The sequence below is a fragment of the Tritonibacter mobilis genome (assembly GCF_001681715.1).
GTDB classification, from domain to species: domain Bacteria; phylum Pseudomonadota; class Alphaproteobacteria; order Rhodobacterales; family Rhodobacteraceae; genus Epibacterium; species Epibacterium mobile.
Map to the genome: position 1 here is coordinate 97,040 of NZ_LNWY01000014.1, position 24,188 is coordinate 121,227.

Here is a 24,188-nt window from a genome sequence, read left to right on the forward strand (position 1 = left end):
CTCTTTTGCACTAGCCATGGGGGCTTTATCGGGGTATGCGCCCGGCAACCCCAATCAAAGGCATACCTTATGGACCTGCGCAATATTGCGATCATCGCGCACGTTGACCACGGCAAAACCACACTGGTTGACGAGCTTCTGAAACAATCCGGCGCCTTCCGCGAAAACCAGGCCGTGGCAGAACGCGCCATGGACTCCAACGATCTGGAACGCGAACGCGGCATTACCATTCTGGCGAAAGCCACCTCTGTGGAATGGAACGGCACCCGTATCAATATCGTCGACACCCCCGGCCACGCCGACTTTGGTGGCGAAGTAGAGCGCATCCTCTCCATGGTTGATGGTGTGGTGCTGCTGGTGGACGCTGCCGAAGGCCCGATGCCGCAGACCAAATTCGTGACCTCCAAGGCGCTAGCGCTGGGTCTGCGCCCCATCGTGGTGCTGAACAAGGTCGACAAGCCCGACGCTGAGCCAGACCGCGCGCTGGATGAATGCTTCGATCTCTTTGCCAACCTTGGTGCAGATGATGATCAGCTTGATTTCCCGTCCATGTATGCCTCCGGTCGCTCCGGCTGGGCTGATATGGAACTCGATGGCCCGCGCAAGGATCTCTCGGCGCTGTTTGACCTCATCGTGAAGCACGTCCCCGCCCCTAAGCAGATCGCGCAGAAGGATGAGCCCTTCCGCATGCTGGCCACCACGCTCGGCTCCGACCCCTTCATGGGCCGTATCCTGACCGGCCGTGTTGAGAGCGGCACGCTCAAGGTCGGCGACAACCTCAAGGCCCTGAGCCGTGAGGGTGACCTGATCGAGAATTTCCGCGCCACAAAGATCCTTGCGTTCCGCGGCCTTTCACAGCAGCCGATTGACGCAGCTGAGGCTGGTGACATCGTAACGATTGCAGGTATGACCAAGGCAACCGTTGCAGACTCGCTGGTGGACACATCGGTCACTGAGGCCCTGCCCGCGCAGCCGATCGATCCGCCGACCATCACCGTGACCTTTGGTATCAACGACAGCCCGCTCGCGGGTCGTGACGGCAAGAAAGTCCAGTCGCGCGTGATCCGGGATCGCCTGATGAAAGAGGCGGAGCTGAACGTGGCGATCGAGGTCACCGACACCCCCGGTGGCGAGGCGTTTGAGGTCGCGGGCCGTGGCGAATTGCAGATGGGCGTTCTCATCGAGAACATGCGCCGCGAGGGCTTTGAACTCTCTATTTCGCGCCCGCAGGTTTTGTTCAAAGAAGAGAACGGTCAGCGCATGGAGCCGGTCGAGGAAGCCACCATTGACGTGGATGACGAATACTCCGGCGTGGTGATCGAAAAGCTCACCGGCAACCGCAAGGGCGAGCTCGTAGAGATGAAGCCCGCCGGTGCAGGCAAGACCCGCATCATCGCCCATGTCCCGTCACGTGGCCTGATCGGCTATCACGGCGAGTTCCTGACCGACACCCGCGGCACCGGCGTTCTGAACCGCGTGTTCCATGGCTGGACTCCGCACAAGGGCTCCATTCCGGGCCGTCGCGCTGGCGTTCTGATCTCCATGGAGAACGGTCAATCCGTGGCCTATGCGCTGTGGAACCTCGAAGAGCGCGGCAAGATGTTCATCGGCGCCCAGGCCGACGTTTACACCGGCATGATCATTGGCGAGCACAGCCGCGACAATGACCTTGAGGTAAACCCGCTCAAGGGTAAAAAGCTGACCAACGTGCGCGCCTCCGGCTCTGATGATGCTGTGCGCCTGACCACGCCGGTCACGCTCTCGCTGGAAGAGGCAATTGCCTACATCAACGACGACGAGTTGGTAGAGGTGACGCCGAACTCCGTACGCCTGCGCAAGCGCTACCTTGATCCGCATGAGCGGAAGCGGATGGCAAAGGCCAACGGCTGATAGCCACCTAGAATATGCAAAGAGGCCCGGTCGTATTCGACCGGGCCTCTTCATTTCTGCATGTTAAATCAGAGAACAGGAACAAAATCCTCTATTTCCGCATCCTCTGCTGTGTATCGACAGAAGGACCCGGCGGGCACGGATTGCCAGCACTCTCCTTTATGCAAGGGTTCAGACACCACCAAACGCCCGCGGCCGTCGGCTGTCTTACTGCTGTAAACGGTCGGTGCCAGATGATCGGAGGCATAACGCACTGCATAAAGCGCGCCGCCGCAGCTAAAGGCGGCACCAATCCGCATATGCGGTGTGTGGCCGAACTCTCGGCTCAGGCTTTCGAGTTTCCCGACCGCCCGCTGCATCGCGCCTTTGGGGTCCTCATAAAGCCCCTCCGCGATGGCGATCAGGAACAACGCCTCACTGTCCGTTGCCCCCTTACGCGCGCCATATAGTTCGTCCGGGATCATCATGTCGGCACGGCGGCGGAAATTCTCAAATCCGCCAACCTGACCGTTGTGCATAAATGACCAGCACCCATGCGTGAAAGGATGGCAATTGTTGCGGCTGGTTGCGGTGCCGGTCGAGGCGCGTACATGCGCCAAAAACAGACCGGAGCGCACCTGATGAGTGATCGACCGCAGGTTGGGATCAGACCACGCCGGATGCGTGTCTCGGTAGAGACCCGGCTCCTCGCGGCTATCATACCACGCAATTCCGAACCCATCGGCATTGGTTTGTGTTTTGCATTCAAAGGCATGGATCGATTGTGCGACCAGCGATTGCTCTGGTTTGCACACAACTTCATCCAGATAGACTGGAGCGCCGATATACGCGGCCCAACGGCACATGGTGTTCTCCTCGACTCGTCGCGATATTCTGTCACCGAGACGTCAAGGCACTGTTAATCATGAAAAAGGGCCACGCGAAACGCGCAGCCCAATCTTCTGTTTTGCACAGGTTTTCCCTGCTCAAGCGTCGGTTTCAACAACCATCAGTTCCCGCTCAGAGGCATCGCGCGCGTGACTCAGCGCCTCCTGGTACTCGGGGCTGTTGTAGCACTCGACGGCGGCCTCAACACTGGGGAATTTTGCGACCACATTGCGCGGACGCTCCTTGCCTTCCAGCTGAACAAAACGCCCGCCGCGGGCGATGAACGCGCCGCCGTACTTGGCGATTGCCGGGCCCGCCAGTTCGGCATATTTGCCGTAGGCGTCAGCATCGGTGACGGTCACATGAGCGATCCAGAGTGCGGGCATGTCTATTTTCCTTCCAATAGTGCTTCGGCGGCCTTGATGGCCTCTGCGGCGCCAGCAAAATCCTTGCCCCCGCCCTGCGCCATATCAGGACGGCCACCGCCGCCCTTGCCGCCAACCGCCGGAACGGCCGCTTTCAGCACATCGACAGCCGAGATGTCACCGGTCAGATCGTCGGTCACACCAGCGGCGACCGCAACCTTGCCGTCATCCTCGGCGATCAACAGGATCACACCGGACCCGATCTTCTGCTTATGTGCATCGATCAACCCACGCAGATCCTTGCCGGACACCCCCTGAAGCGCCTGACCGAGGAAGGTTTTTCCACCGATCTCCTTGGTTTCCGCGCCGCCGTCAGAGCCACCGCCCATGGCGATCTGCTGTTTGAGATTCGAAATCTCATTTTGCAGGGCCTTGCGTTCATCCATCAGAGTTTTCAGACGATCCATGACATCGGCAGGCTGCGCCTTGAGTGCTCCGGCAACCTCCGCCATTCGGGCCGCTTCGCGCTCCAAGTGGTCAAAGGCTGCCGCACCGGTCAGTGCCTCGATCCGGCGCACCCCAGCAGAGGACGCGCTATCCCCGAGGATCACAAAGGTCCCGATATCGCCGGTCTGTTTTACATGCGTGCCACCGCAAAGCTCGATGGAGTAGGTATCACCATCGGCACCCTTGCCGGTGTCGGCGCGCCCCATGGAGACCACGCGCACTTCTTCGCCGTATTTCTCGCCAAAGAGCGCCTGCGCGCCCAAGGCACGGGCATCATCCGGGGTCATGATCCGCGTACTCACCGGAGAGTTTTGGCGAATAAAATCATTCACTTCCGAGGCGATCTTCGTCAGGCCTTCTTGGCTGACGGCCTTGTTGTGGCTGAAATCGAACCGAAGACGCTCCGCCGCATTGAGCGAGCCCTTCTGCGCCACGTGTTCACCAAGCGCGTTGCGCAGAGCCTCGTGCAGCAGATGTGTCGCAGAATGGTTGGCACGGATCTGGCTACGACGAGTATGATCTACTTCCACCGCCGCGCCGCTGCCCACGGAAATCTCGCCTTCGGTTACCTCGGCGATATGCAGGAACAGACCCTCGACTTTTTTGGTATCGGTGATCCGCGCTGCGCCGCCTTCAACGGTCAACACGCCAGTGTCACCCACCTGGCCACCGCTCTCGCCATAAAACGGGGTCTGGTTCAGAATGATCTGGACGCTGTCGCCTTTGGTCGCTTTGTCGACCTTGGCACCATCCTTAACCAATGCAACGATCTGCCCCTCGGCTTTCTCGGTCTCATAGCCCAGGAATTCGGTCGTGCCCTCAGCATCCACGATGTCGAAGTAGACTTTGACATCCGCAGCGTCCCCCAGACCAATGCCACCGGCACGGGACTGCTCTTTTTGAGCCTTCATCGCAGCATCAAAACCATCGGTGTCGACCTCAACCCCTTTGGCGCGCAGGGCGTCCTGGGTCAGATCCAATGGGAAGCCGAAAGTATCGTAGAGTTTGAACGCGGTCTCACCGGGCAGCACGTCGCCTTTGTCGAGGTCGACGGAGGCCTCGTCCAGTAATTTCAAACCACGGTCCAAGGTCTTGAGAAAGCGGGTTTCTTCCTGCTCAAAGGTCTCCTCAATGAGCGCCTGCCCCTGCCCAAGCTCCGGATAGGCCGCGCCCATCTGGCTGACCAACGCCGGCACCAGCTTGTGCATCACCGGGTCGGTCGCCCCCAACAGGGAGGCATGGCGCATGGCGCGGCGCATGATACGGCGCAGCACATAGCCCCGTCCCTCGTTGGAGGGCAGTACACCTTCGGCAATCAGGAAGGAACAGGACCGCAAGTGGTCGGCGATGACGCGATGGTGCACGTTCTGATCGCCGAACGGATCACTGTTGGTGACCGTCGCCGAGGCCTCGATCAGGTATTTGAACAGGTCGGTCTCGTAGTTGTCATGAGTGCCCTGCAACAACGCCGCGATCCGCTCCAGCCCCATGCCGGTGTCAATCGACTGCATGTCGAGATCAACCATGGACCCATCTGCAAAGCGCTCGTTCTGCATGAACACGAGGTTCCAGATCTCGATAAAGCGATCACCGTCTTCCTCGGGCGAGCCCGGAGGGCCACCCCAGATGTGATCGCCGTGGTCATAAAAGATCTCGGTGCAGGGACCGCAGGGACCGGTGTCGCCCATCTGCCAAAAGTTGTCAGAGGTCGCGATGCGGATGATCCGATCCTCTGGAACGCCAACTTTCTTCCAAATTTCAAAGGCTTCGTCATCGGTGTGATAGACGGTTGTGTAGAGCTTGTCCTTGGGGATATCAAACTCGCCGGTGATCAGCTCCCACGCAAAAGGGATCGCCTCGTTCTTGAAATAATCGCCAAAGGAGAAGTTTCCGAGCATCTCGAAAAACGTGTGGTGGCGCGCAGTGTAGCCCACATTGTCGAGGTCATTGTGTTTACCGCCAGCACGCACGCATTTCTGCGCAGAGGTGGCGCGCACATAATCACGACGGTCCACGCCGGTGAAGCAGTTCTTGAACTGCACCATGCCGGAGTTGGTAAACATCAGCGTTGGGTCATTGCGTGGCACCAACGGGCTTGAGTCTACGACCTCATGGCCCTGCTTGGCAAAATAGTTCAGAAAGGTCGACCGGATGTCGTTCAAGCTGGGCATGTCAACGCGGCTCTCTAGATGTGATTGGAACAGTCCAAAGCGGTTTATCGCGCCCATGCAGGGCTGTCCACCGCCCAAAGCGCATGTGGCAGTTTCCCAAAGAAAACAGTGGGATTGAGCGCTATTTTTTGATCATAAGATCGCCGTTGGAAAACGACCCGGCACGTTCGACTGAACAGAGTATCCCTCGCAGGCGCAGTGCACGGTTTTCTGGCAGGTTCACCCAATCCTTGGCCGCGGTGCCATAGCGGGCTTTCCACTTGACGCAGCCATCGTTGAAGACGTCAGACACCCGCAACGCGGCGCTGCCCACCTGCAACAGCTGTCCGGCGAGCAGGTTTTCCTCGGAAAGATCCATATCCACGATGAATGTATCGCCGGGGTGTAGCACCTCCTCGCGATTGCGCCAGACCAGATCAAGCACGCGCTTTGACAGGATGCAGACCTGAATGCCGGGATGCGCGGTGCCATCTTCCAGCGTCAGCCACGGGCGGCTGGACCAACGCTCGCCGGGGATGCCGCCCTCAGGCGTCACCGAGATTTTCTCGACAAAGCGGCGCTGATTGTAGGCCGGACGCAGGCACAACATGGAAATGGCCGCCCGATCTTTCGGGGCGGCCATCACATGCGGCAAGGCCGCATTCAGTTCCTCAGGGGTGACGTGCATCGTCAGCCTTCGAACAGGACGTCATCATCCTGCGCCTCGGGCGGCATATCGAAATCAAGCCCATGGGCAGCGCGGATCTTATCTTCGATCTCCAGCGCAATGCGAGAGTTCTCGCGCAGATAGGTCTTGGCGTTCTCACGCCCCTGCCCGATCCGCTCATCCCCGTAAGAGAACCACGCGCCGGATTTGTTGACCACGCCCGCAGCAACACCAAGGTCGAGCAATTCGCCCATCTTGGAGATGCCCTCGCCATACATGATGTCGAACTCGACCTGCTTGAACGGCGGTGCGACCTTGTTCTTTACCACCTTAACGCGGGTGGCGTTGCCGACAACTTCATCCCGGTCCTTGATCGAGCCGATGCGGCGAATGTCCAGACGTACGGAGGAATAGAACTTCAGCGCGTTACCGCCGGTGGTGGTTTCGGGCGAGCCGAACATCACGCCGATTTTCATGCGGATCTGGTTGATGAAGATCACCATGCATTTCGAGCGGCTGATGGAGCCGGTAAGCTTGCGCATCGCCTGGCTCATCAGGCGGGCCTGCACGCCGACGTTGCTGTCGCCCATGTCGCCCTCAAGCTCTGACTTCGGGGTCAATGCTGCCACGGAGTCGACGATCACCATGTTCACCGCACCGGAGCGCACCAGCGTATCGGTGATCTCAAGCGCCTGTTCACCGGTGTCGGGCTGCGAAATCAGCAACTCGTCCAGATCCACGCCCAGTTTTTTAGCGTATTGCGGATCAAGCGCGTGTTCCGCATCCACAAAGGCGCAAACACCGCCCTTTTTCTGCTGTTCCGCAATACAGTGCAGCGTCAGCGTGGTCTTACCGGAGCTCTCCGGTCCATAAATCTCGACAATGCGGCCCATCGGCAGGCCGCCGATGCCAAGCGCGATGTCCAGACCAAGCGAGCCGGTGGAGCTTGCCTCGATCTCTTGCAAGGCTGTGCCATCGCCGAGTTTCATGATCGAGCCCTTGCCGAACTGTCGTTCGATTTGGGCAAGCGCGCTGTCCAAGGCTTTCTGCTTGTCGCCGCTCTTCTTGTCGTCCTTCATGGTCAATAGATCCGCCATAGTACCCGTATCCTTCTCTATGTGTCACACCCGGAGGCAGACGACAATGACTGCTTTGTTCTCTTATTGTTCCTTATGGGGTCAAAGCAAGAACATTGCAAGGGAATTTCATGTCTCTCTACGGGACTGGCAACATGGTTAAGGATCGGTTTACAAAACCCTGACACATTGAACTATTTGCCGGAGCTTTAACGTCATGATGGTATTTTACCGCGCACGGCTGGTGCTGTTATCGGTTCCGAAAACCGGCACAACCGCGCTGCAATCCGCGCTCCGGCCACATGCGGATCTGGTGATTTCAGATCCGCCAGAGCTCAAACACTCGCCGCTCTACCGCTATAATCGCTGGGTTCGACCGATGTATGAGAAGGTGTGCGGTGCGGAGCTGGAGGTGGTTGCCATCATGCGCGAGCCGATCAGCTGGCTTGGCAGTTGGTATCGTTTTCGCCAGAGACCGCATCTGGATGGGCGGCCAACCTCGACCAAAAACATGAGCTTTGATGAGTTTGTCACCGACTATTGCCGCGGCAAACGCCCGCCGCATGCCAATGTCGGCAGTCAGGCGAAGTTTCTGGAGGCACAACCCAACGGCTGCCGTGTGACGCATCTCTTCGCCTATGAGAACCTCGCGCTCTTTCATGCCTTCATGCAGGATCGCACCGGCATTAGCTACAACACGCAGCAGGAAAACGTCAGTCCCGATGGTGATCTGAGCCTGAGTGCAGCCACCGAGGAAAAACTAAAGCGCAAACACCCGGAGGAGTTCGCGCTTTATGGGGCGATCTCGGGCTGAGACGGCCTATTGCAGCTGTGACTGCACCGTTTCGGTCAACTGGCTGAGCGAGAAGGGTTTGGCCAGAAACACCGAATTTGGCACATCCGGTTCCGCATCGCCAAACGCCCCTTCGGAATAGCCCGAAACAAACACCACCTTGGTGCCGGGGCGTTCCTCAAGCGCTTTGCGCACCCATGTGGGGCCGTCCATGCCCGGCATGATGACATCGGTGACAAAGACATCGACACTGAGGTTCGGGTCTTCCAGCGTCTCAAGCGCCTCCTCTGCGGATTCGGCCTCAAGCACCGTGTAGCCACGCATCCTGAGCGCCCGTGATGCAAAGGCGCGCACCGGGGCTTCATCCTCAACCAGCAATACGACCCCTTCACCATGCTGCGCGGTTGGAGCTTTGGCCTTGGTTTGCGCTACGGTTTCGTCAACGCTTGCCGAAGCGTCGCTGCGATAAACCGGGAAGTAGAGCGTGAATTTGGTGCCCTGATTCAGAACGGAATCAACAAAGATAAAGCCGCCAGTCTGCTTGATGATACCATAGGCGGTGGACAGGCCGAGACCTGTGCCTTCGCCCGTGCGCTTGGTGGTGTAGAAGGGTTCAAACACCTTTTGCAGCTTGTCCGGCGAGATACCGGTGCCTTCGTCGCTGACCTGAATAGTCACCCATTCCCCCGGCGGCACAACGGCGCGGTCACGCTCCAAGGCGGTGTCGAGCGCGACCACCTCAGTCTCGACGCGAATTTCACCGCCATGGGGCATCGCGTCACGCGCGTTCACCACGAGGTTCATCAATACCTGTTCCAACTGGCGCTTATCCGCACGGATGGAGCGCATCACAGGATCATGGCTGAGTGTCAGCGACACCTTTTCCCCAACCAGCCGATTGAGCAGATGCGTCAGGTCAGAAAGTGTTTCGCGCACATCCAACACCTCGGGCTGCAAGGTCTGCTTGCGCGAGAAGGCCAAAAGCTGGCTCACGAGGGCGGCGGCGCGGTTGGCGTTTTCATGGATCTGGATCAGATCGCCATAGTCCTGATCCCCTTGGTCGTGGCGAAGCAACAGCAGGTCGCAGTGACCCGAAATCGCCGTAAGAAGGTTGTTGAAATCATGCGCAACGCCACCGGCAAGTTGACCGATCGCCTGCATTTTCTGGCTTTGAACGAATTGCGCCTCAAGGGTCTTCAGCTCTGTTGCGTCATTGAGCACCGCCATCAGCAGCGTTTCACCATCCTCGATAATGCGCGTGAGCGTGACCTGAACAAAGACTTCTTTGTCGTCACGCGACACGCGCAGGAATTCGGACTTATGCGGCGCAAGCCCCTTGGCCGTCTCTTGCAGCCAGTCGTTCATGGGGCGGCCCAGCCCCTCCATCAACTGGCCGAGTTGTACGCCCTCAGCCTCTTCGATGCCCAAAAGGCGCATAGCCATGCGGTTCACTGACAAAACCTCGCCGCCCGGACGCACCTTCAGAAGCGGAACCGGCAGGCTTTCGAACCCGGTATGAGGTCCGCTGTCCTCGACCACCGCTTTCATGAAATAAATCTCACTGCGGCCTTGCCCGCGGGCATGTTCGCTGACCAGAACTTCCACAGGACCGCTCTTGGTCATGATGGTATTGATGCGCCCCGGAATGACCGGCAGCGATGTAAACAGGCGTTCAGTGGATTTCACCCGCTCCCCAATCAGGCTGCGCGCAGACTCGTTCATGAACAGAACCGCGCCAGTACGTCCTACGGAAATCATCGGAACGGGGCTTGCATCAGCGGTGCGCCCAGTCGGTCGGTCCCCCATGTCCTCGACGCGCCAAAGAAAGCTGCCGTTGGCCATTTCATGCACCGCGAGACGCACATTCCCACGGCGCGTGACGATATCTTCGCGCGCTGAGCCTTCGAGCTTGGCGCGGCTTTGCAGACGGAACAGGACGGCAGAAGGATTGGCCAGAACCGATCGCAATGTTCCTGAGATGGTGTCGCTTTCCGTGCCTTCAAACCGCTTGAGCGCCGCTGTGTTACAGGCGTGGATGACACCGTCATCGTCGGTGACAAAACTGGCGGAGGCATCTTTGTCGATAAAGCCGGTCAGCAATTCACTCGCCATGGCACGCGCACCCTGACGTACCCGGGTCTGGATCAGGATCATCGCAGACACGCCACCTAGCGTCAGGCCGACCGCGACCAATGCCCGGCCGATCCAATCCGGTATCGGCAAAATCCAAGGCAGCACGATCAGCAGCGCCGACAAGAAAAAGGTCGCCACCAGTCGCGCCTGTTCCGGCGTCTGAATTTTCAGGCTGGGGACGATAGAGGACGAGCGACCAATCATTGCGGCTCCGTTAACAATCTTCATGCCGCACTATCACGGCATGCATGGTTAAAGCGAGGTTAACCACAGCACCGGATCGAGAAACTTTCCAATAGTTTAATGCTATCCGGCCCGCTGGAACACCGACACATAGAACCCGTCCGTTCCAGTATGCACATGCCATGCTCTCTCGCTCAAGTGTTCCCAGCCCGTGTGACGCGCCAAGAAATCCTGCGTTTGTTTGTGATTTTCGACATCCAGCATCGAACAGGTCGCAAAGGCCAGAACACCCCCATCCGCCACCAGCTGGGCTGCATCATCGAGGATCTTCGATTGCAGCGCGACGATCTCATCCAGCGCATCTTGCGTCAGTCGCCATTTGCCTTCGGGATCTCGGCGCCATGAACCACTTCCGCTGCAAGGCGCATCGCACAGCACCAGATCAAAAGGCGCACTCTTCGACAGCTCCGCCGTATCGAGGCAGGTGATATCGGCCCCCGCACGTGCCGCGCGTTCCGGGATGTCACGCATGCGCCGTGGATCTGCGTCATGTGCGTAAACTGTCCCATCGCGTAATGCCGCAATCGCCAGCGCCTTACCTCCGCCGCCGGAACAATAGTCCAGCACACGGGGGGTATTTTGCAATGGCAACGCATTCACTACTGCCTGACTGGCCGCGTCTTGCAATTCCACAAAGCCTGAGAGGTAGCTTTCGGCGTTTTTCACCCGCCGCGCACCCTCCGTCACGACCAACGCTGTCGGTGACGCTTCATGAGGCTCCGTAGAGATACCTTCGTGCTGCAACCTGCTGATTGCAGCATCACGATCCCCCTTCAGGAGGTTTACACGCAGGTGAACCGATGCGCGCGCTCTCAGCGCTTGGGCCACGTCTTCCGTTTGCGCGCCAAGGCTGCGCGCGAACATCGGCCAGAGCCACTCCGGGATATCGTTTTTTTCTGCGTCGCTCTCAAATGTGCCAACATGCGCTTGCTCGGACTCGCTCAATGGCGTGGGCGCATGTCCCTGCCCTGTAAACAGGTCTGCTGGATCAATGCCCTGATCGCGGCACGCACCAATCATCACACCCCGCCCCGTCTCAGTGCCCCCCAAGGCAGCATAAGACCGGCGGCACCGCAGCGCCTGATAAACATGATCACGCACGGCGGCGCGGTCCTTTGAACCGGCAAATCGGCTGCGACGGCCCCAATTGGTCAGGGTTTTTTCCGCCGCCTGACCCGCGAGGATTTCGTCGAGAATTTCAATAGCCGCTTGTACGCGTGCGCCCGGTGTCATGACAGCATCCAATCCAGAAGACGCCATGCGATACGCAGGCGACGTTTCAGTTAGATGCCTCTCTATCGTCCGCGACCTGCGCGCCACAAGCGCTTTTGGCGCTTGACGGCAAGACAGGTTGGTCAGGTGGCGCGACGTCGGCGGCGACCGGCACCACGCCCGCCCTCGGATCCTGCGGTGTTAAAACTCACCGAAGGCAAGGTCACCACGCTTTCCAAGATCGGGAAAGGATCGGCGGAATTGGGGATCGCGGAGGCGTTTACAAAATGCTCCTGAAAGCGGGGCTCAACTGCGGTCTCGATCTTTTCGATCTGGCGCACCGTGTCCTCGATCTCGCGCCGGGCATTGGTGTTTAGCAGCGCGATCCGCGCCCCGGTCCCTGCCGCATTGCCTGCGCTGGTGACTTTGTCGAGCTGACAATCCGGGATCATCCCCAAAACCATCGCGTGTTTGGCAGAGATATGCGCCCCAAAAGCCCCCGCCAGCACGACGCGGTCCACCGTGTCGACGCCGATCTTATCCATCAGCAGACGCGCCCCGGAGTAAAGCGCCGCCTTGGCCATCTGGATCGCGCGGATATCGGGGTTTGTAACCGTGATGCGCGGACCACCCTCGGCGCTGCCATCCCACAAAAGATAGGCATTGGTGCGCCCCTCGGGAACGCAACGCACGCTGCCTGTTTGCTCAGCAGAGCCAATGAGACCAGACGCATCCAACAGGCCCGCCAGTCGCATCTCAGCAATCACCTCAATGATGCCAGATCCGCAGATGCCGGTAATTCCCGTGGTTGCGATGCTTTGCTCAAACCCGTCCTCGTCCGACCATATCTCTGAGCCAATCACACGAAAACGTGGCTCTTTGGTGATGGGATTGATCTCGACGCGCTCAATAGCACCCGGGGCTGCGCGTTGCCCAGACGAGATCTGCGCGCCCTCAAATGCGGGACCGGTTGGAGATGAGCAAGCAAGGACTTTATCATTATTTCCCAGTAGGATCTCGGCATTTGTTCCCACATCAACCACAAGCACGAGGTCTTCGGATTTATCCGGTGCTTCGGATAGCGCAACTGCGGCAGCGTCCGCGCCGACGTGGCCAGCGATACAAGGCAGCAGGTAGACGCGCGCTGTGGGGTGGAGGTTCAAGTCAAGATCGCGCGCCTCAAGCGCAAGCGCATCTGACGTCGCCAGCGCAAAGGGGGCCTGACCCAGTTCAAATGGATCGATCCCCAAGAACAGGTGATGCATCACCGGATTGCAGACAAACACGGCGTCCATAATCAGCGCCTGATCAATCTGTGCTTCTTTGGAAATTTGCACGAACAGGGCGTTCATGCCGTCGCGCACGGCGCGGGTCATCTCCTGATCACCGCCCTTGTTCATCATCGCATAAGAAACGCGGCTCATCAGGTCTTCGCCAAAACGGATCTGCGGGTTCATAATGCCAGACGACGCCAGAACCTCACCGCTTTTGAGGTCACACAGATGCGCCGCAATCGTGGTAGAGCCGAGATCCACCGCCAGCCCATAGATACTGCCCTCATAGTAGCCAGGCCAGATATGCATGATGCGCGGTGATTGACGATCAACCCCCAGATGCACGGCAACGGTGACCTTCCATGCGCCTTTACGCAGTGCGGGTTGCATCTGTCTTAGGATATGAAGATCGGCTTTTACACCTTTGACATCCCACTGCTTTTTCAAAGCTTCACACAGTCGCTCCAGATCACCGGAGGGTTTGTGCATATCGGGTTCTTCCACCTCGACATAGAAAAGCCGGATCGAGGGGTTCATGACAATATCACGCGCCTCGGCCCGCTTTCGCACCACCTGTTTGTGCACCTGGCTTTCCGGTGGGACGTCGATCACAACGTCTTTTTCGATCTTGGCCTGACAGCCCAGTCGACGCCCGTCGATCAATCCACGCTTATCCTTGTAGCGCTGCTCAACCTTGTTCCATTCGGACAGGGCATCATCGGCAACCGTCACGCCATGTTTGGAGAATTCACCATAAGAGGGCGTGATCTGGCATTTGGAACAGATGCCACGGCCACCACAGACGGAATCAAGATCGACCCCGAGTTGACGTGCGGCCGTAAGCACTGGTGTGCCAACAGGAAATCGTCCACGTTTGCCGGATGGTGTGAACACGACGAGGGGATCGTTCGACATGTCTCTAGCCCTTGAGTACTGCGCAGTTGATGCGGAGCATATGGCAGTTTTCAAACCAAGAAAGTCGAACACCGCCGTTTTCTGTTCCATCGGCGGCATTTGGTATCTATCCCTGAACAAGATCAGGAGCTTTCCAGCCAATCGAGGATCTCTTGGCGATGCTCATCAAGCTTTGGTGCAGGGGGTCGGGTGCTCGGATCAGCTAACGCGCTCATCTTGATTGGATTTCCCGCAGCCACATATGCGGGTTTCCCCGCCTGATCGAGCACATCAACCACCATATTGCGCGCACGTATCTGCGGATCTTTCAAAACCTCGGCCACATTCTGGATCGGCCCGGTCGGAATGCCCGCTTCTGTAAGCAGGTCGATCCAATGCTGTTTGCCCTTTTCTAATGTAACAGCCTCAATCAACCGCTTGAGTAGGCGCGCATTTTCACACCTTGCGGGATTGGTTGCGAAACGCTCATCTCCGGCAATCGGAAGTCTCAGCGCCTCGCACAGGCGCGCGAACAAAACGTCATTTCCCGCCGCAATCACAAAGAGCCCATCTGACGCATGAAAGGTCTCAAACGGTGTGATTGAGGGGTGCCGGGCACCGGATGGCCGCGGCGCCTCGCCACTGATTGTGGTCAATGCAATCGCATGCTCCAACATGGCGAGTTGGCAATCCAGCATCGCGATGTCTACTTTCTGGCCCACTCCGGTCTGCTGTCTGTGGAGTAAAGCTGCCAAAATGCCCTGCGCCAAGAACATACCGGCTGCAATATCGCCGATGGAGGCCCCGACGCGAACCGGCTCTCGGTCACGCTCTCCGGTGATCGACATCACACCACCACGGGCCTGAACCACCATATCATAGGCCGGGCGCTGACTGTCAGGCCCGCTATGCCCAAAGCCAGAAACCGCACCATAGATGAGTTTCGGAAACTTCGTGTGCAGATCCTCCCAGCCGTATCCCAAACGCTCCATAACACCGGGGCGATAGTTCTCTAGAATCACATCCGATCTCGACAATAATTCCTCAAAAACAAGACGATCATCAACATTCTTGAGGTCGAGCGCGATGCTTTCCTTGCCGTGATTGATGGTCGCGAAATAGGCGCTCTCACTGTCTTTGAACGGCGGGAAAGCGCGGGTGTCGTCACCCGAACCGGGACGTTCCACTTTGATCACGCGCGCGCCAAGGTCAGCAAGCGTCATCGAGGCATAAGGCCCCGCGAGTACATGTGTCAGATCCAGAATGATCAATCCATCGAGAGGGGCGTTCATAGTCATCTCCGCGCGCAAAATTCACAGGTTTGCAATATCCGGCTGTTGCGACAAATCCTTGATCTGCATCAGCCTCCGGCCAAATTGGTGCCGCGTTGCGGCGAAAAATGTCCAGCCCCCCCTTCCCCCTTTTGCAGAACTGTGCAATAGGGTCACCGCCAAACGGTGTTTTGCATGGGGAAGACAGATGCAGATTCGTGAGGCTCTCACCTTTGACGATGTTTTGCTGGTTCCGGCCGCATCCAGTGTCCTGCCAAATACGGCAGACACACGCACGCGGGTGACCCGTGCTATCTCGCTTAACATTCCGCTTCTGAGTTCTGCGATGGACACAGTAACGGAATCGCGCATGGCGATCACCATGGCCCAGGCGGGCGGTATGGGCGTGATCCACAAAAACCTCGACGTTGAAGAACAGGCCCGGCAGGTACGCCGGGTCAAGCGTTTTGAGAGCGGGATCGTCTACAATCCCATCACACTGCGTGCGGATCAGACATTGGCAGATGCCAAGGCGCTCCAGGAGCGGTACCGCGTGACCGGTTTCCCGGTTGTCGATAACAATGGCCGCGTGGTCGGGATCGTCACCAACCGGGACATGCGCTTTGCGTCCGATGACAAAACGCCTGTATCGGTAATGATGACCTCCGATAAACTCGCCATGCTGCAAGAGCCGGCAGAACGCGAAGAAGCCATCTCCTTGATGAAAGCACGGCGGATCGAAAAGCTCCTTGTGACCGACAAAGATGGCAAGTTGACCGGTCTTTTGACTCTGAAGGACACGGAACAAGCGGTGCTAAACCCCACAGCGGTGAAGGACAACTTGGGCCGCCTTCGTGTCGCCGCGGCAAGCTCCGTTGGCGACAGCGGGTTTGAGCGCTCCGAAGCGCTGATCGATGCGGGCGTTGATGTCGTTGTGGTTGATACTGCGCACGGTCATTCGGCGGGCGTGATCGAAGCCGTCAAACGTATCAAAGCCTTGTCGAGCGATGTTCAGGTTATTGCAGGCAATGTCGCAACCGCCGCCGCCACCCAGGCGTTGATCGACGCTGGTGCGGATGCGGTCAAGGTTGGCATTGGTCCGGGCTCCATCTGTACCACGCGGATGGTCGCTGGCGTGGGTGTGCCCCAGCTCACAGCAATCATGGATTGCGCAAGCGCTGCGGGCGATACGCCTGTGATCGCCGACGGTGGCATCAAATTCTCTGGCGACTTCGCCAAGGCCATCGCAGCGGGCGCGTCCTGCGCCATGGTTGGGTCCATGATTGCGGGCACAGACGAGTCTCCGGGCGAGGTCATCCTCTATCAGGGCCGGTCGTTCAAATCCTATCGCGGTATGGGGTCCATGGGCGCAATGGCGCGCGGCTCTGCCGATCGCTATTTCCAAAAAGACGCGGCCAGCGACAAGCTGGTGCCCGAAGGGATCGAAGGTCAGGTGCCCTATAAAGGTGCAGCTGGTGCGGTGATTCACCAACTGGTCGGCGGTCTGCGGGCTGCCATGGGATACACCGGCTGCGCGACCGTGGATGACATGCGCAAGAATTGCGAATTCGTTCGCATCACAGGCGCTGGGCTTAAGGAAAGCCATGTGCACGATGTGCAGATCACGCGTGAGTCCCCGAACTACCGGATTGGCTAAGCGCCCTGCGAAAATATCTAAAGAACGGGCCGGAACAAATTGATGTTCCGGCCTTTTTACTCTTAGCGGCCTTTGAACAATCCACCAAGTATGCCACGCACAATGCGTCGGCCCGTGGTGCCTTTCAGTTCCTTGATCACAGCTTCTGACATAGCAGAGGCAAAGGTATCCCCCCCACCAATCCGCCGCGCCGTAGAGCGACCAACCCGGCTTCCACTATAGCGTCTGGCGGCGCTGAATTCGCGTACCACAGGATCTGGCGCGGCATCGGCCTGCTCTTCTGCTTCGGCTGCCTCTTGCGCGGCTCGTGTGGCCCGCTCTTTTAATATCTCATAGGCCGACCTGCGATCTACAGGTTCGTCATATTTCCCTGACATTGCAGAATCTTGCATCACGGCTTTACGTTCAGCTGCCGTGATTGGTCCAAGTTGACTGGAGGGGGGACGAATAAGCGTGCGCTCGACCACGCCGGGCACAGCTTTCTTTTCGAGCATCGATGTCACGGCTTCCCCTACGCCGACGTCGCGGATTGCGTCTTCTGTCGAAAAACGTGGGTTCTCGCGGTAGGTCTCAGCTGCGAGCTTCAGCTTTTTGCGATCCCGCGCGGTGAACGCCCGCAAGGCGTGCTGGATGCGATTGCCAAGCTGGCCTAGGATATCCTCTGGAATGTCGTCCGGAGATTGCGTGACAAAATAGACCCCGACGCCTTTGGATCGGATCAGGCGAGCCACCTGTTCTACCTTATCAATCAGTGCCTTAGGCGCATCTTCGAACAGCAAATGCGCCTCATCGAAAAAGAACACCAGCTTGGGTTTTTCGGGATCACCCACCTCGGGCAAGCTCTCAAACAACTCGCTCAGAAGCCACAGCAGGAACGTCGCGTATAGTTTTGGCGAGGCCATCAGCTTATCAGCGGCAAGGATGTTCACCATACCACGTCCCGTATCATCATGGCGCATGAGGTCATGCAGATCCAAAGCAGGCTCGCCAAACATGCGCGCACCTCCCTGGTTTTCCAGCACCAGAAGACGGCGTTGAATCGCACCGATAGATGCGGTTGAAACATTTCCGTACCGCAGCGACAGGCTGTCCCGGTTCTCGCCAACCCAAACCAGCAGCGCTTGCAGATCTTTGAGGTCCAACAGCGCAAGCCCCTGCTCATCCGCAAGCCTGAAGGCTATATTCAATATGCCTTCCTGTGCCTCGCTCAGTTCCAGCAACCTTGAGAGCAGCAGCGGCCCCATCTCGGCAACTGTGGTCCGCACGGGATGGCCCTGTTCGGCAAAGAGATCCCAAAAGGTGACTGGCGTGTCGTGATAGGAAAACGAGGTAAATCCGATTTTTTGCGATCTTTTCACGAATGCGTCGTGAAGCTCGACCGCCTCGCTCCCGGAGCGCGCAAGACCAGACAGGTCTCCTTTGACATCCGCTAGGATCACTGGCACGCCTTCGTTGGAGAAACTCTCGGCAAGGATTTGAAGTGTAACAGTTTTCCCTGTACCCGTCGCACCCGCAATTAACCCGTGTCGGTTGGCGTACTTCAATGTCAGATACTGAGGGTCACCATAGTCAAGCCCCCCGCCACCGATGAATATTTCCTTTGGCATCCCTGCTCGTCTCCTGAAACTGCACCTTAAGCAAAATACAATGTTAACCTTTATGTGCCAGCGTGAACTTGCCCGTTGGCTCGAATGCGGTTGAGCTGACGGACATTTCCTCCCTGTCAGACTGGCCGTGCCCTAGTGCACGGCCATTTTTTTCATGCCACATCCCGTGAGCCCCCTGTCATATTTCCACAGTAAATCTGGCATAAAACACACCGCTGAGTCCGATGATGATTTTTTTTCTATTCCATGTTGACCGAAGACGATTTCGCTCGTAACTTTCTGAATAATAACTAAGTCGGCCAGTCCGACGGGGAGATGTAGACGCAAAAAGGGGGCTTCGGTCCCCTTTTTTCGTATTTTATGCCGTATTTCCTATACGAGCCGCCCTATATGATCCTCGGATGCGGCGCCTCACGCCAGAAGCTCACAGAATATCGGCGGAAATCAGGGATATGCTGGAGACTGCGACTTTATTCCCCTGACACTCACCAGATGCCGTGGTAAACGGCGAAGACAGATTCAAACAGAAGAGGCATTCATGTTGAAATCCCTCAGCTCCGTCTCTCTCGCTCTCCTCCTCGCGGCAACCCCGCTGGTGGCGCAAGAGACGACAGATCAGGAAACGACCGATCAGACTGCAGAAACTGCAGAGCAAGATGCAGAGGCGCCAGCGCCGAATGCAGACCAGCTGCTGGATCTGGGTACACCAGCTGATGCGGCCCTGCAGGTTGGTCAGCGTTATTCCAAAGAAAAATTTGGCGATTGGGACCTGGCCTGTGTGCGCACCCAATCCGGCGAAGATCCTTGCTCATTGCTGCAGGTTCTCTTGGACGATGAAGGCGGCCCCGTCGCCGAGGTCTCCTTGTTCCGCATCGATCAAGCTGGTGGTCAGGCTGTGGCTGGCGCAACCGTCATCGCGCCGCTTGAAACCTTGCTCCCCGCAGGGCTTACGGTTTCCGTCGATGGTGCACCGGGCAAGCGTTACAACTTCTCTTTCTGTAATGCGGCAGGCTGCATTGCGCAGATCGGTTTGACAGAAGCAGATATCAACGCGTTCAAACAGGGCAGCCAAGCGATCTTTAGCCTGCGCCCCGCACCATCGCCGGAGACCACTGTTGCCGTGCCGATGTCGCTGAAAGGCTTCACCGCTGGCTTCAACGCCGTGGATGTTGTAAAGCAGTAAGACGCAAGTCTACGCATGAAAACACCCGCTAAACCGTTGTCTGGTGGGTGTTTTTTGTTCAAAGAGTTAGACGCGCTTTAGCGCAAGTACCGCGTTCAACCCTCCAAACGCAAACGCGTTTGAAAGTGCGACATTGATCTTGGCCTCGCGCGCCTCATTGGGAACCACGTCCAGAGCGCATTCTGGATCGGCTTCCTCATATCCGATCGTGGGCGCGATGACCCCCTCGCGCAACGCCATGATGCAGGCCAAAAGCTCAACCGCGCCCGTGCCCCCGATCAAATGTCCGTGCATGGATTTTGTCGAAGATATCATGAGGTTATCGGCATGAGGGCCGAAAACATCGGCCACCGCAGCGCATTCTGTTTTGTCGTTTGCTGCGGTGCCTGTGCCGTGAGCGTTGATATAGCCGACGTCCTGAGCATTTATCTGTGCGTCGCGCAAGGCACCAGAGATGGCGCGCGCTGCACCTTGCTTGCTTGGCATAACGATATCAGCGGCGTCGGAGCTCATGGCATAACCGATCACTTCGCACAGAATATCCGCGCCACGGGCCTTGGCGTGTTCATATTCCTCAAAAACAAAGATACCTGCGCCTTCCCCCTGCACCATGCCGTTACGGTTGGCGCTAAAAGGGCGGCACGCATCTTTGGACATGACGCGCAGGCCTTCCCAGGCCTTCACGCCGCCGAAACAGAGCATCGATTCCGAACCACCAGTGACCATCGCGGGGCTCATCCCACTGCGCACCATCTGAAAGGCTTGCGCCATTGCATGATTTGACGATGCACAAGCGGTAGAGACCGTAAAACTCGGCCCCTTCAGGTTGTACTCCATGGAGACATGGCTGGCGGCGGCATTATTCATGAGTTTTGGGACAACAAAAGGATGAACCCGGTTCTTTCCGTCCTCATAGACAGACCGATAATTATCATCCCATGTGGAAACACCGCCTCCGGCGGTTCCCAATACAACACCAGACCGTGCAGCAAGATCGCCGGTGAATTCCAACCCAGATTGCCGTATGGCCTCCGCAGCAGCCACCAAGGTGAACTGCGTGAAGCGATCATAGAGGACCATTTGCTGGCGATTAAAGCGACCTTCCGCTTCAAAATCGCGCACTTGACCGCCGATCTTAATCGCAAGACGATCTACGTCACGAAAGTCTAACTCACCGATTCCGCAGCGCCCTTCGCGCATGGACTCGAAGGTTTCAGCGACCGAATGCCCCAGCGCATTGATGGTCCCGGCGCCGGTAATCACAACGCGTTTCATCGCAAATCCTTTTGTCCGCCCCCAGCAAAGGCGATCAGCCCTTTTCGGCGACCAGCTTATCAATGCCGGCCACGATGGCGGCTACATTCGATATATCGAAATCGCTTTGTTCGGGCTCATTTGCGTTAAAGGGGATCGTGATATCGAACTCCTCTTCAATCGCAAAAATACTCTCTACCAGACCAAGGCTGTCGATCCCCAGATCTTCCAGCGTGCTGTCGAGAGAAACATCCGAGGGCTCCAACACCGCTTGTTCTGCGATGATTGCGATGACCTTGTCCTGCGTGCTCATGAGGCGGCTCCTGCGGGAGATAAGATTGTCAGAGGTGTACTGACTGCGTGGTTATTTGAAAACAGCCTTTTTCAACGCTTCGATATCGCGCATCAACCGTGGCAAACGACGTTGCACTTTGTACATATCCGTGTGGGTGTCCATCTTGACCGCCGGGTAACCCATCATCACCCGCCCAGCTGGAACATTGGAGAGAATTTTGGTGCCGCCACCTGCGATAACCCGATCCCCGATAAATACATTGTCGGCCACGCCACATTGCCCACCCAGAACAACGTTGTCGCCAATATCAACGGAGCCAGACAGTCCGGTTTGCCCACACAACAGACAGTCATTCCCGATGCGGCAATTGTGTCCGACGTGAACTTGGTTATCCAGCTTGGTGCCGTTGCCAATCACGGTGTCGCGGATCGTGCCATTGTCGATTGTACAGTTGGCCCCCACCTCGACATCATCGCCGATCCGAACAGATCCCAGAGAGTGGATACGCACCCAAGACTGCGCCTTGGTATCGCCCTGATCGCCCAGAGTTTTGCGAGCGTTTTCAACACCTGACGTTTCCGGAGTAACATAGGAAAACCCATCTGCCGCGATCCGCGCGCCGGGCTGGGCGCGAAAACGATCTCCGATTGAGACACGTGCCCCAATCGACACCATCTCGCGCAGGTTGGCGTCTTTGCCGATTGTGACATCCGCGCCGATAAAACAATGTGCGCCAATCAGCGCCCCATCCCCGATTACCGCATCAGGCCCAACAACTGTCAGAGGGCCTATGGTGACATTCGCGCCGATCTTGGCACTGGGGTCGATCACAGCCGAGGCGTGGATGCCAGCCGTTTCGCGCTGCCCAAGGTCAAGCATCCGGGTGACGCCGCTCATCGCGAGCCGTGGGCGCGTCACAAATACTGCCGCCTCAAGGCCCATCGCCTGCCAATCGGCCCCCTCCCAGACAAGCGCCACACGTGCGGCACCGTCCTTTAGAGCCTCAGCATATTTGGGTGACATTGCCATGGCCAATGCATCGGCCGTGGCTTCCTGTGGCTCTGCAGCGCGCGCAATACGCAGATCTAAGTTGCCTGCGGCCTCAGCGCCAAGTGCATTGGCAATCTCACGAACGGTGAACATCGGGCCATTCCTCCAAAAGCGGATCCTGGCCCGAGACTTAGCCCTGAACGCCGGGGAGTGCCACCCCTGCCCGTTCCAAAGCGGACCAGATCTTTGCGTCACGTCCATAGATATCGCGGCGGAATTCCGCCCGGCCATCCTGCGACACAAAAGCGGTACGATAGATCAGATGAACCGGCACTTTGATCTCAAGCGACACCTTGGTTTCTTTGCCGCTGTTCAACACCCGATGAAAATAATCTTTGGGGTTTTCGGTTTGCGGCGCTAGAAGCGCATAGGCGAAGTCAAACGGCTTTTGCAGGCGGATACAGCCATGCGAATAAGCCCGCACCTCACGGCCAAACAGGCTCTTCTGCGGCGTATCATGCAGATAGATATTGTATTTGTTGGGGAACATGAACTTCACCAGCCCAAGTGCGTTACGGCTGCTGGGAGGCTGGCGCATCGCAAACGGGAAACTGCGCGCGGTGAACTGGCTGAAATCAACGCTGTTGCGATTGACCACCCGACCGCGATTGTCAGTGATCTCGATATAGCTATGCGCGTTGGGATTGTTCTTGAGTTTGGGCAGATATTCTTTGGTAACGATCGAGCGCGGCACATACCAGCTCGGGTTGATCACCATATGATCCATCTCATCCGAGAATTCCGGGGTGCGTCGGTCGCTTCTGTTGCTGCCAATGACGGAGCGGGTCTCAAATGAGATCTCCCCATCGTCGACGATCTTTGCAGAAAAATCCGTGAGATTCACGAGGATATGGCGCGGGCCACGCTCCGGTGTCAGCCAGCGTTCCCGTTCCATGGCGACCAATACAGATTTGATGCGGTCAGTGACCGGCCGGTTCATCTCGGTCAGGGTGCCTTCACCTGCAACACCATCCACCTCCAGACCATGTTCGCCCTGAAACCGGCGTACTGCGTCCTCAAGCGAGAGGTCATATGTGCGCGTCGCAGTTGGCTGCAGATAGCCCATAGACACCAGACGATCCCGCAGGGCGATGACATTTGGCCCGCTGTCGCCCGGCTCCATCTTGCGCACCGGGACGGTTGCCCCCCAGCCACCGGCATTCATCAATGTCTCAAGACGCATCTTTTCGCGCAACAACGCCCGGTACTGCGGCGATGCAGGCACAAGTTTCTGAAGGAAGGCCGCTGGCCGGTCTTTTGAAATCCCCTCAAGGAAACGCGCAGCATCCACCTGATGTTTTTTGCGAACAATTCCCTCGTCGATACGGGCGGGAGCGTCGATAAGCCCGGTCTGAAGATCGGTCGCATAATCGACCAATGCCCGGCTCAAGGCGACCTCAACCGCGCCAAGATCACGGGTGGATCGCACCGAACGCATCTGTTCCACCAACTCCGAGGCACGCACCGACATGTCTGGCAGCCCATGCATCGAGGCTTCTTCGAGGGCTTGCATCAGGGCCCGGCGGCGGGCGGCTGATTCTGGTGTATCGGCGGTCCAAATGGGCGCGTAGTCGTTTTGACGGTAGTAGCTGGCAACCGCGTCGTCTTCCCAGGCCATCTCAGCAACGGCCTGACGGAACCCGGTGCTCGCGGCGCTGGCATCTTGCGCAAGGAATACGGACGCGCCCATGACTGCGGCAAGGATGCCACCGGTGACAAACGAAGAGAACTTAGGGGCGCGGGCCAGCGACATTTTTCAATAAACTCCAGTGTGTAACGCAAACGTCCGGATAGACTGTA

Annotated in this window: 18 protein-coding genes; 4 read left to right on the forward strand and 14 right to left on the reverse strand. The window is 57.7% G+C overall.

Going from position 1 to position 24,188, the window contains the following annotated elements; all coding sequences use genetic code 11:
• Nucleotides 1–69 precede the first annotated feature (69 nt).
• Nucleotides 70–1,890 (forward strand): translational GTPase TypA, encoded by a 1,821-nt coding sequence (gene typA / locus UB90_RS13990; protein WP_065324044.1) that lies wholly within the window; start codon nucleotides 70–72, stop codon nucleotides 1,888–1,890.
• Between the two features lie 68 nt (nucleotides 1,891–1,958).
• Here typA and UB90_RS13995 read toward each other — a convergent pair whose 3' ends face one another.
• The 5 genes from UB90_RS13995 to recA all read right to left on the reverse strand — a co-directional run bounded on the left by UB90_RS13995 (nucleotide 1,959) and on the right by recA (nucleotide 7,543).
• Complete coding sequence (locus tag UB90_RS13995) at nucleotides 1,959–2,735, reverse strand: class II glutamine amidotransferase (protein WP_065324043.1); 777 nt, start codon at nucleotides 2,733–2,735, stop codon at nucleotides 1,959–1,961.
• Between the two features lie 120 nt (nucleotides 2,736–2,855).
• On the reverse strand, nucleotides 2,856–3,143 hold the full coding sequence (locus UB90_RS14000; RefSeq protein ID WP_065324042.1) for a DUF1330 domain-containing protein: 288 nt from the start codon (nucleotides 3,141–3,143) through the stop codon (nucleotides 2,856–2,858).
• Between the two features lie 2 nt (nucleotides 3,144–3,145).
• Entirely contained in the window at nucleotides 3,146–5,800 is a 2,655-nt protein-coding gene (alaS, locus tag UB90_RS14005; RefSeq protein ID WP_065324111.1) for an alanine--tRNA ligase, read from the reverse strand.
• A gap of 121 nt (nucleotides 5,801–5,921) precedes the next feature.
• Nucleotides 5,922–6,467 (reverse strand): hypothetical protein, encoded by a 546-nt coding sequence (locus tag UB90_RS14010; RefSeq protein ID WP_065324041.1) that lies wholly within the window; start codon nucleotides 6,465–6,467, stop codon nucleotides 5,922–5,924.
• A 2-nt stretch (nucleotides 6,468–6,469) separates the two neighbouring features.
• Complete coding sequence (gene recA, locus UB90_RS14015; protein ID WP_009179137.1) at nucleotides 6,470–7,543, reverse strand: recombinase RecA; 1,074 nt, start codon at nucleotides 7,541–7,543, stop codon at nucleotides 6,470–6,472.
• Between the two features lie 196 nt (nucleotides 7,544–7,739).
• On the opposite strand from recA, the gene UB90_RS14020 reads away from it, so the two are divergent.
• On the forward strand, nucleotides 7,740–8,336 hold the full coding sequence (locus UB90_RS14020) for a gamma-glutamyl kinase (RefSeq protein ID WP_065324040.1): 597 nt from the start codon (nucleotides 7,740–7,742) through the stop codon (nucleotides 8,334–8,336).
• Between the two features lie 6 nt (nucleotides 8,337–8,342).
• Here UB90_RS14020 and UB90_RS14025 read toward each other — a convergent pair whose 3' ends face one another.
• The 4 genes from UB90_RS14025 to UB90_RS14040 form a co-directional block, all read right to left on the reverse strand.
• A complete protein-coding gene (locus UB90_RS14025; RefSeq protein WP_065324039.1) occupies nucleotides 8,343–10,652 on the reverse strand; it encodes an ATP-binding response regulator in 2,310 nt (769 codons plus the stop codon).
• 102 nt (nucleotides 10,653–10,754) lie between these two features.
• Nucleotides 10,755–11,924, reverse strand: a complete 1,170-nt coding sequence (locus tag UB90_RS14030) for an RsmB/NOP family class I SAM-dependent RNA methyltransferase (protein ID WP_065324110.1) — start codon at nucleotides 11,922–11,924, stop codon at nucleotides 10,755–10,757.
• 122 nt (nucleotides 11,925–12,046) lie between these two features.
• Entirely contained in the window at nucleotides 12,047–14,092 is a 2,046-nt protein-coding gene (locus UB90_RS14035; RefSeq protein WP_065324038.1) for an ASKHA domain-containing protein, read from the reverse strand.
• Between the two features lie 122 nt (nucleotides 14,093–14,214).
• Entirely contained in the window at nucleotides 14,215–15,363 is a 1,149-nt protein-coding gene (locus UB90_RS14040; protein WP_065324037.1) for a CaiB/BaiF CoA transferase family protein, read from the reverse strand.
• Nucleotides 15,364–15,550: 187 nt separating this feature from the next.
• Between UB90_RS14040 and guaB the strand changes: the two genes are divergently transcribed.
• The gene (gene guaB / locus UB90_RS14045; protein WP_039983778.1) at nucleotides 15,551–16,999 is read left to right on the forward strand and encodes an IMP dehydrogenase; all 1,449 of its coding nucleotides are present in this window, start codon (nucleotides 15,551–15,553) and stop codon (nucleotides 16,997–16,999) included.
• 62 nt (nucleotides 17,000–17,061) lie between these two features.
• On the opposite strand, the gene UB90_RS14050 is transcribed toward guaB, so the two are convergent.
• Nucleotides 17,062–18,606, reverse strand: a complete 1,545-nt coding sequence (locus UB90_RS14050; RefSeq protein ID WP_065324036.1) for a helicase HerA-like domain-containing protein — start codon at nucleotides 18,604–18,606, stop codon at nucleotides 17,062–17,064.
• Nucleotides 18,607–19,144: 538 nt separating this feature from the next.
• Between UB90_RS14050 and UB90_RS14055 the strand changes: the two genes are divergently transcribed.
• Entirely contained in the window at nucleotides 19,145–19,789 is a 645-nt protein-coding gene (locus UB90_RS14055; RefSeq protein WP_005615507.1) for an invasion associated locus B family protein, read from the forward strand.
• A 66-nt stretch (nucleotides 19,790–19,855) separates the two neighbouring features.
• Here the strand turns inward: UB90_RS14055 and UB90_RS14060 are convergent, their stop codons facing one another.
• Genes UB90_RS14060 through UB90_RS14075 form a run of 4 tightly spaced genes read right to left on the reverse strand, consistent with a single transcriptional unit; the run spans nucleotide 19,856 to nucleotide 24,141 of the window.
• Nucleotides 19,856–21,064 (reverse strand): beta-ketoacyl-[acyl-carrier-protein] synthase family protein, encoded by a 1,209-nt coding sequence (locus tag UB90_RS14060; RefSeq protein WP_065321818.1) that lies wholly within the window; start codon nucleotides 21,062–21,064, stop codon nucleotides 19,856–19,858.
• Nucleotides 21,065–21,098: 34 nt separating this feature from the next.
• Nucleotides 21,099–21,356: an acyl carrier protein gene (locus UB90_RS14065; RefSeq protein ID WP_005615501.1), complete on the reverse strand. Its 258-nt coding sequence runs from the start codon at nucleotides 21,354–21,356 to the stop codon at nucleotides 21,099–21,101.
• Between the two features lie 51 nt (nucleotides 21,357–21,407).
• Nucleotides 21,408–22,481: a UDP-3-O-(3-hydroxymyristoyl)glucosamine N-acyltransferase gene (lpxD, locus tag UB90_RS14070; RefSeq protein ID WP_065324035.1), complete on the reverse strand. Its 1,074-nt coding sequence runs from the start codon at nucleotides 22,479–22,481 to the stop codon at nucleotides 21,408–21,410.
• A gap of 37 nt (nucleotides 22,482–22,518) precedes the next feature.
• The gene (locus UB90_RS14075) at nucleotides 22,519–24,141 is read right to left on the reverse strand and encodes a L,D-transpeptidase family protein (protein WP_065331982.1); all 1,623 of its coding nucleotides are present in this window, start codon (nucleotides 24,139–24,141) and stop codon (nucleotides 22,519–22,521) included.
• Between the last annotated feature and the right edge of the window lie 47 nt (nucleotides 24,142–24,188).

Excerpts from the sequence above, each read along its gene's own strand:
- typA (WP_065324044.1), top strand. The coding sequence starts at position 70 with ATGGACCTGCGCAATATTGCGATCATCGCGCACGTTGACCACGGCAAA.
- UB90_RS13995 (WP_065324043.1), bottom strand. The coding sequence starts at position 2,735 with ATGTGCCGTTGGGCCGCGTATATCGGCGCTCCAGTCTATCTGGATGAA.
- UB90_RS14000 (WP_065324042.1), bottom strand. The coding sequence starts at position 3,143 with ATGCCCGCACTCTGGATCGCTCATGTGACCGTCACCGATGCTGACGCC.
- alaS (WP_065324111.1), bottom strand. The coding sequence starts at position 5,800 with ATGCCCAGCTTGAACGACATCCGGTCGACCTTTCTGAACTATTTTGCC.
- UB90_RS14010 (WP_065324041.1), bottom strand. The coding sequence starts at position 6,467 with ATGCACGTCACCCCTGAGGAACTGAATGCGGCCTTGCCGCATGTGATG.
- recA (WP_009179137.1), bottom strand. The coding sequence starts at position 7,543 with ATGGCGGATCTATTGACCATGAAGGACGACAAGAAGAGCGGCGACAAG.
- UB90_RS14020 (WP_065324040.1), top strand. The coding sequence starts at position 7,740 with ATGATGGTATTTTACCGCGCACGGCTGGTGCTGTTATCGGTTCCGAAA.
- UB90_RS14025 (WP_065324039.1), bottom strand. The coding sequence starts at position 10,652 with ATGATTGGTCGCTCGTCCTCTATCGTCCCCAGCCTGAAAATTCAGACG.
- UB90_RS14030 (WP_065324110.1), bottom strand. The coding sequence starts at position 11,924 with ATGACACCGGGCGCACGCGTACAAGCGGCTATTGAAATTCTCGACGAA.
- UB90_RS14035 (WP_065324038.1), bottom strand. The coding sequence starts at position 14,092 with ATGTCGAACGATCCCCTCGTCGTGTTCACACCATCCGGCAAACGTGGA.
- UB90_RS14040 (WP_065324037.1), bottom strand. The coding sequence starts at position 15,363 with ATGAACGCCCCTCTCGATGGATTGATCATTCTGGATCTGACACATGTA.
- guaB (WP_039983778.1), top strand. The coding sequence starts at position 15,551 with ATGCAGATTCGTGAGGCTCTCACCTTTGACGATGTTTTGCTGGTTCCG.
- UB90_RS14050 (WP_065324036.1), bottom strand. The coding sequence starts at position 18,606 with ATGCCAAAGGAAATATTCATCGGTGGCGGGGGGCTTGACTATGGTGAC.
- UB90_RS14055 (WP_005615507.1), top strand. The coding sequence starts at position 19,145 with ATGTTGAAATCCCTCAGCTCCGTCTCTCTCGCTCTCCTCCTCGCGGCA.
- UB90_RS14060 (WP_065321818.1), bottom strand. The coding sequence starts at position 21,064 with ATGAAACGCGTTGTGATTACCGGCGCCGGGACCATCAATGCGCTGGGG.
- UB90_RS14065 (WP_005615501.1), bottom strand. The coding sequence starts at position 21,356 with ATGAGCACGCAGGACAAGGTCATCGCAATCATCGCAGAACAAGCGGTG.
- lpxD (WP_065324035.1), bottom strand. The coding sequence starts at position 22,481 with ATGTTCACCGTTCGTGAGATTGCCAATGCACTTGGCGCTGAGGCCGCA.
- UB90_RS14075 (WP_065331982.1), bottom strand. The coding sequence starts at position 24,141 with ATGTCGCTGGCCCGCGCCCCTAAGTTCTCTTCGTTTGTCACCGGTGGC.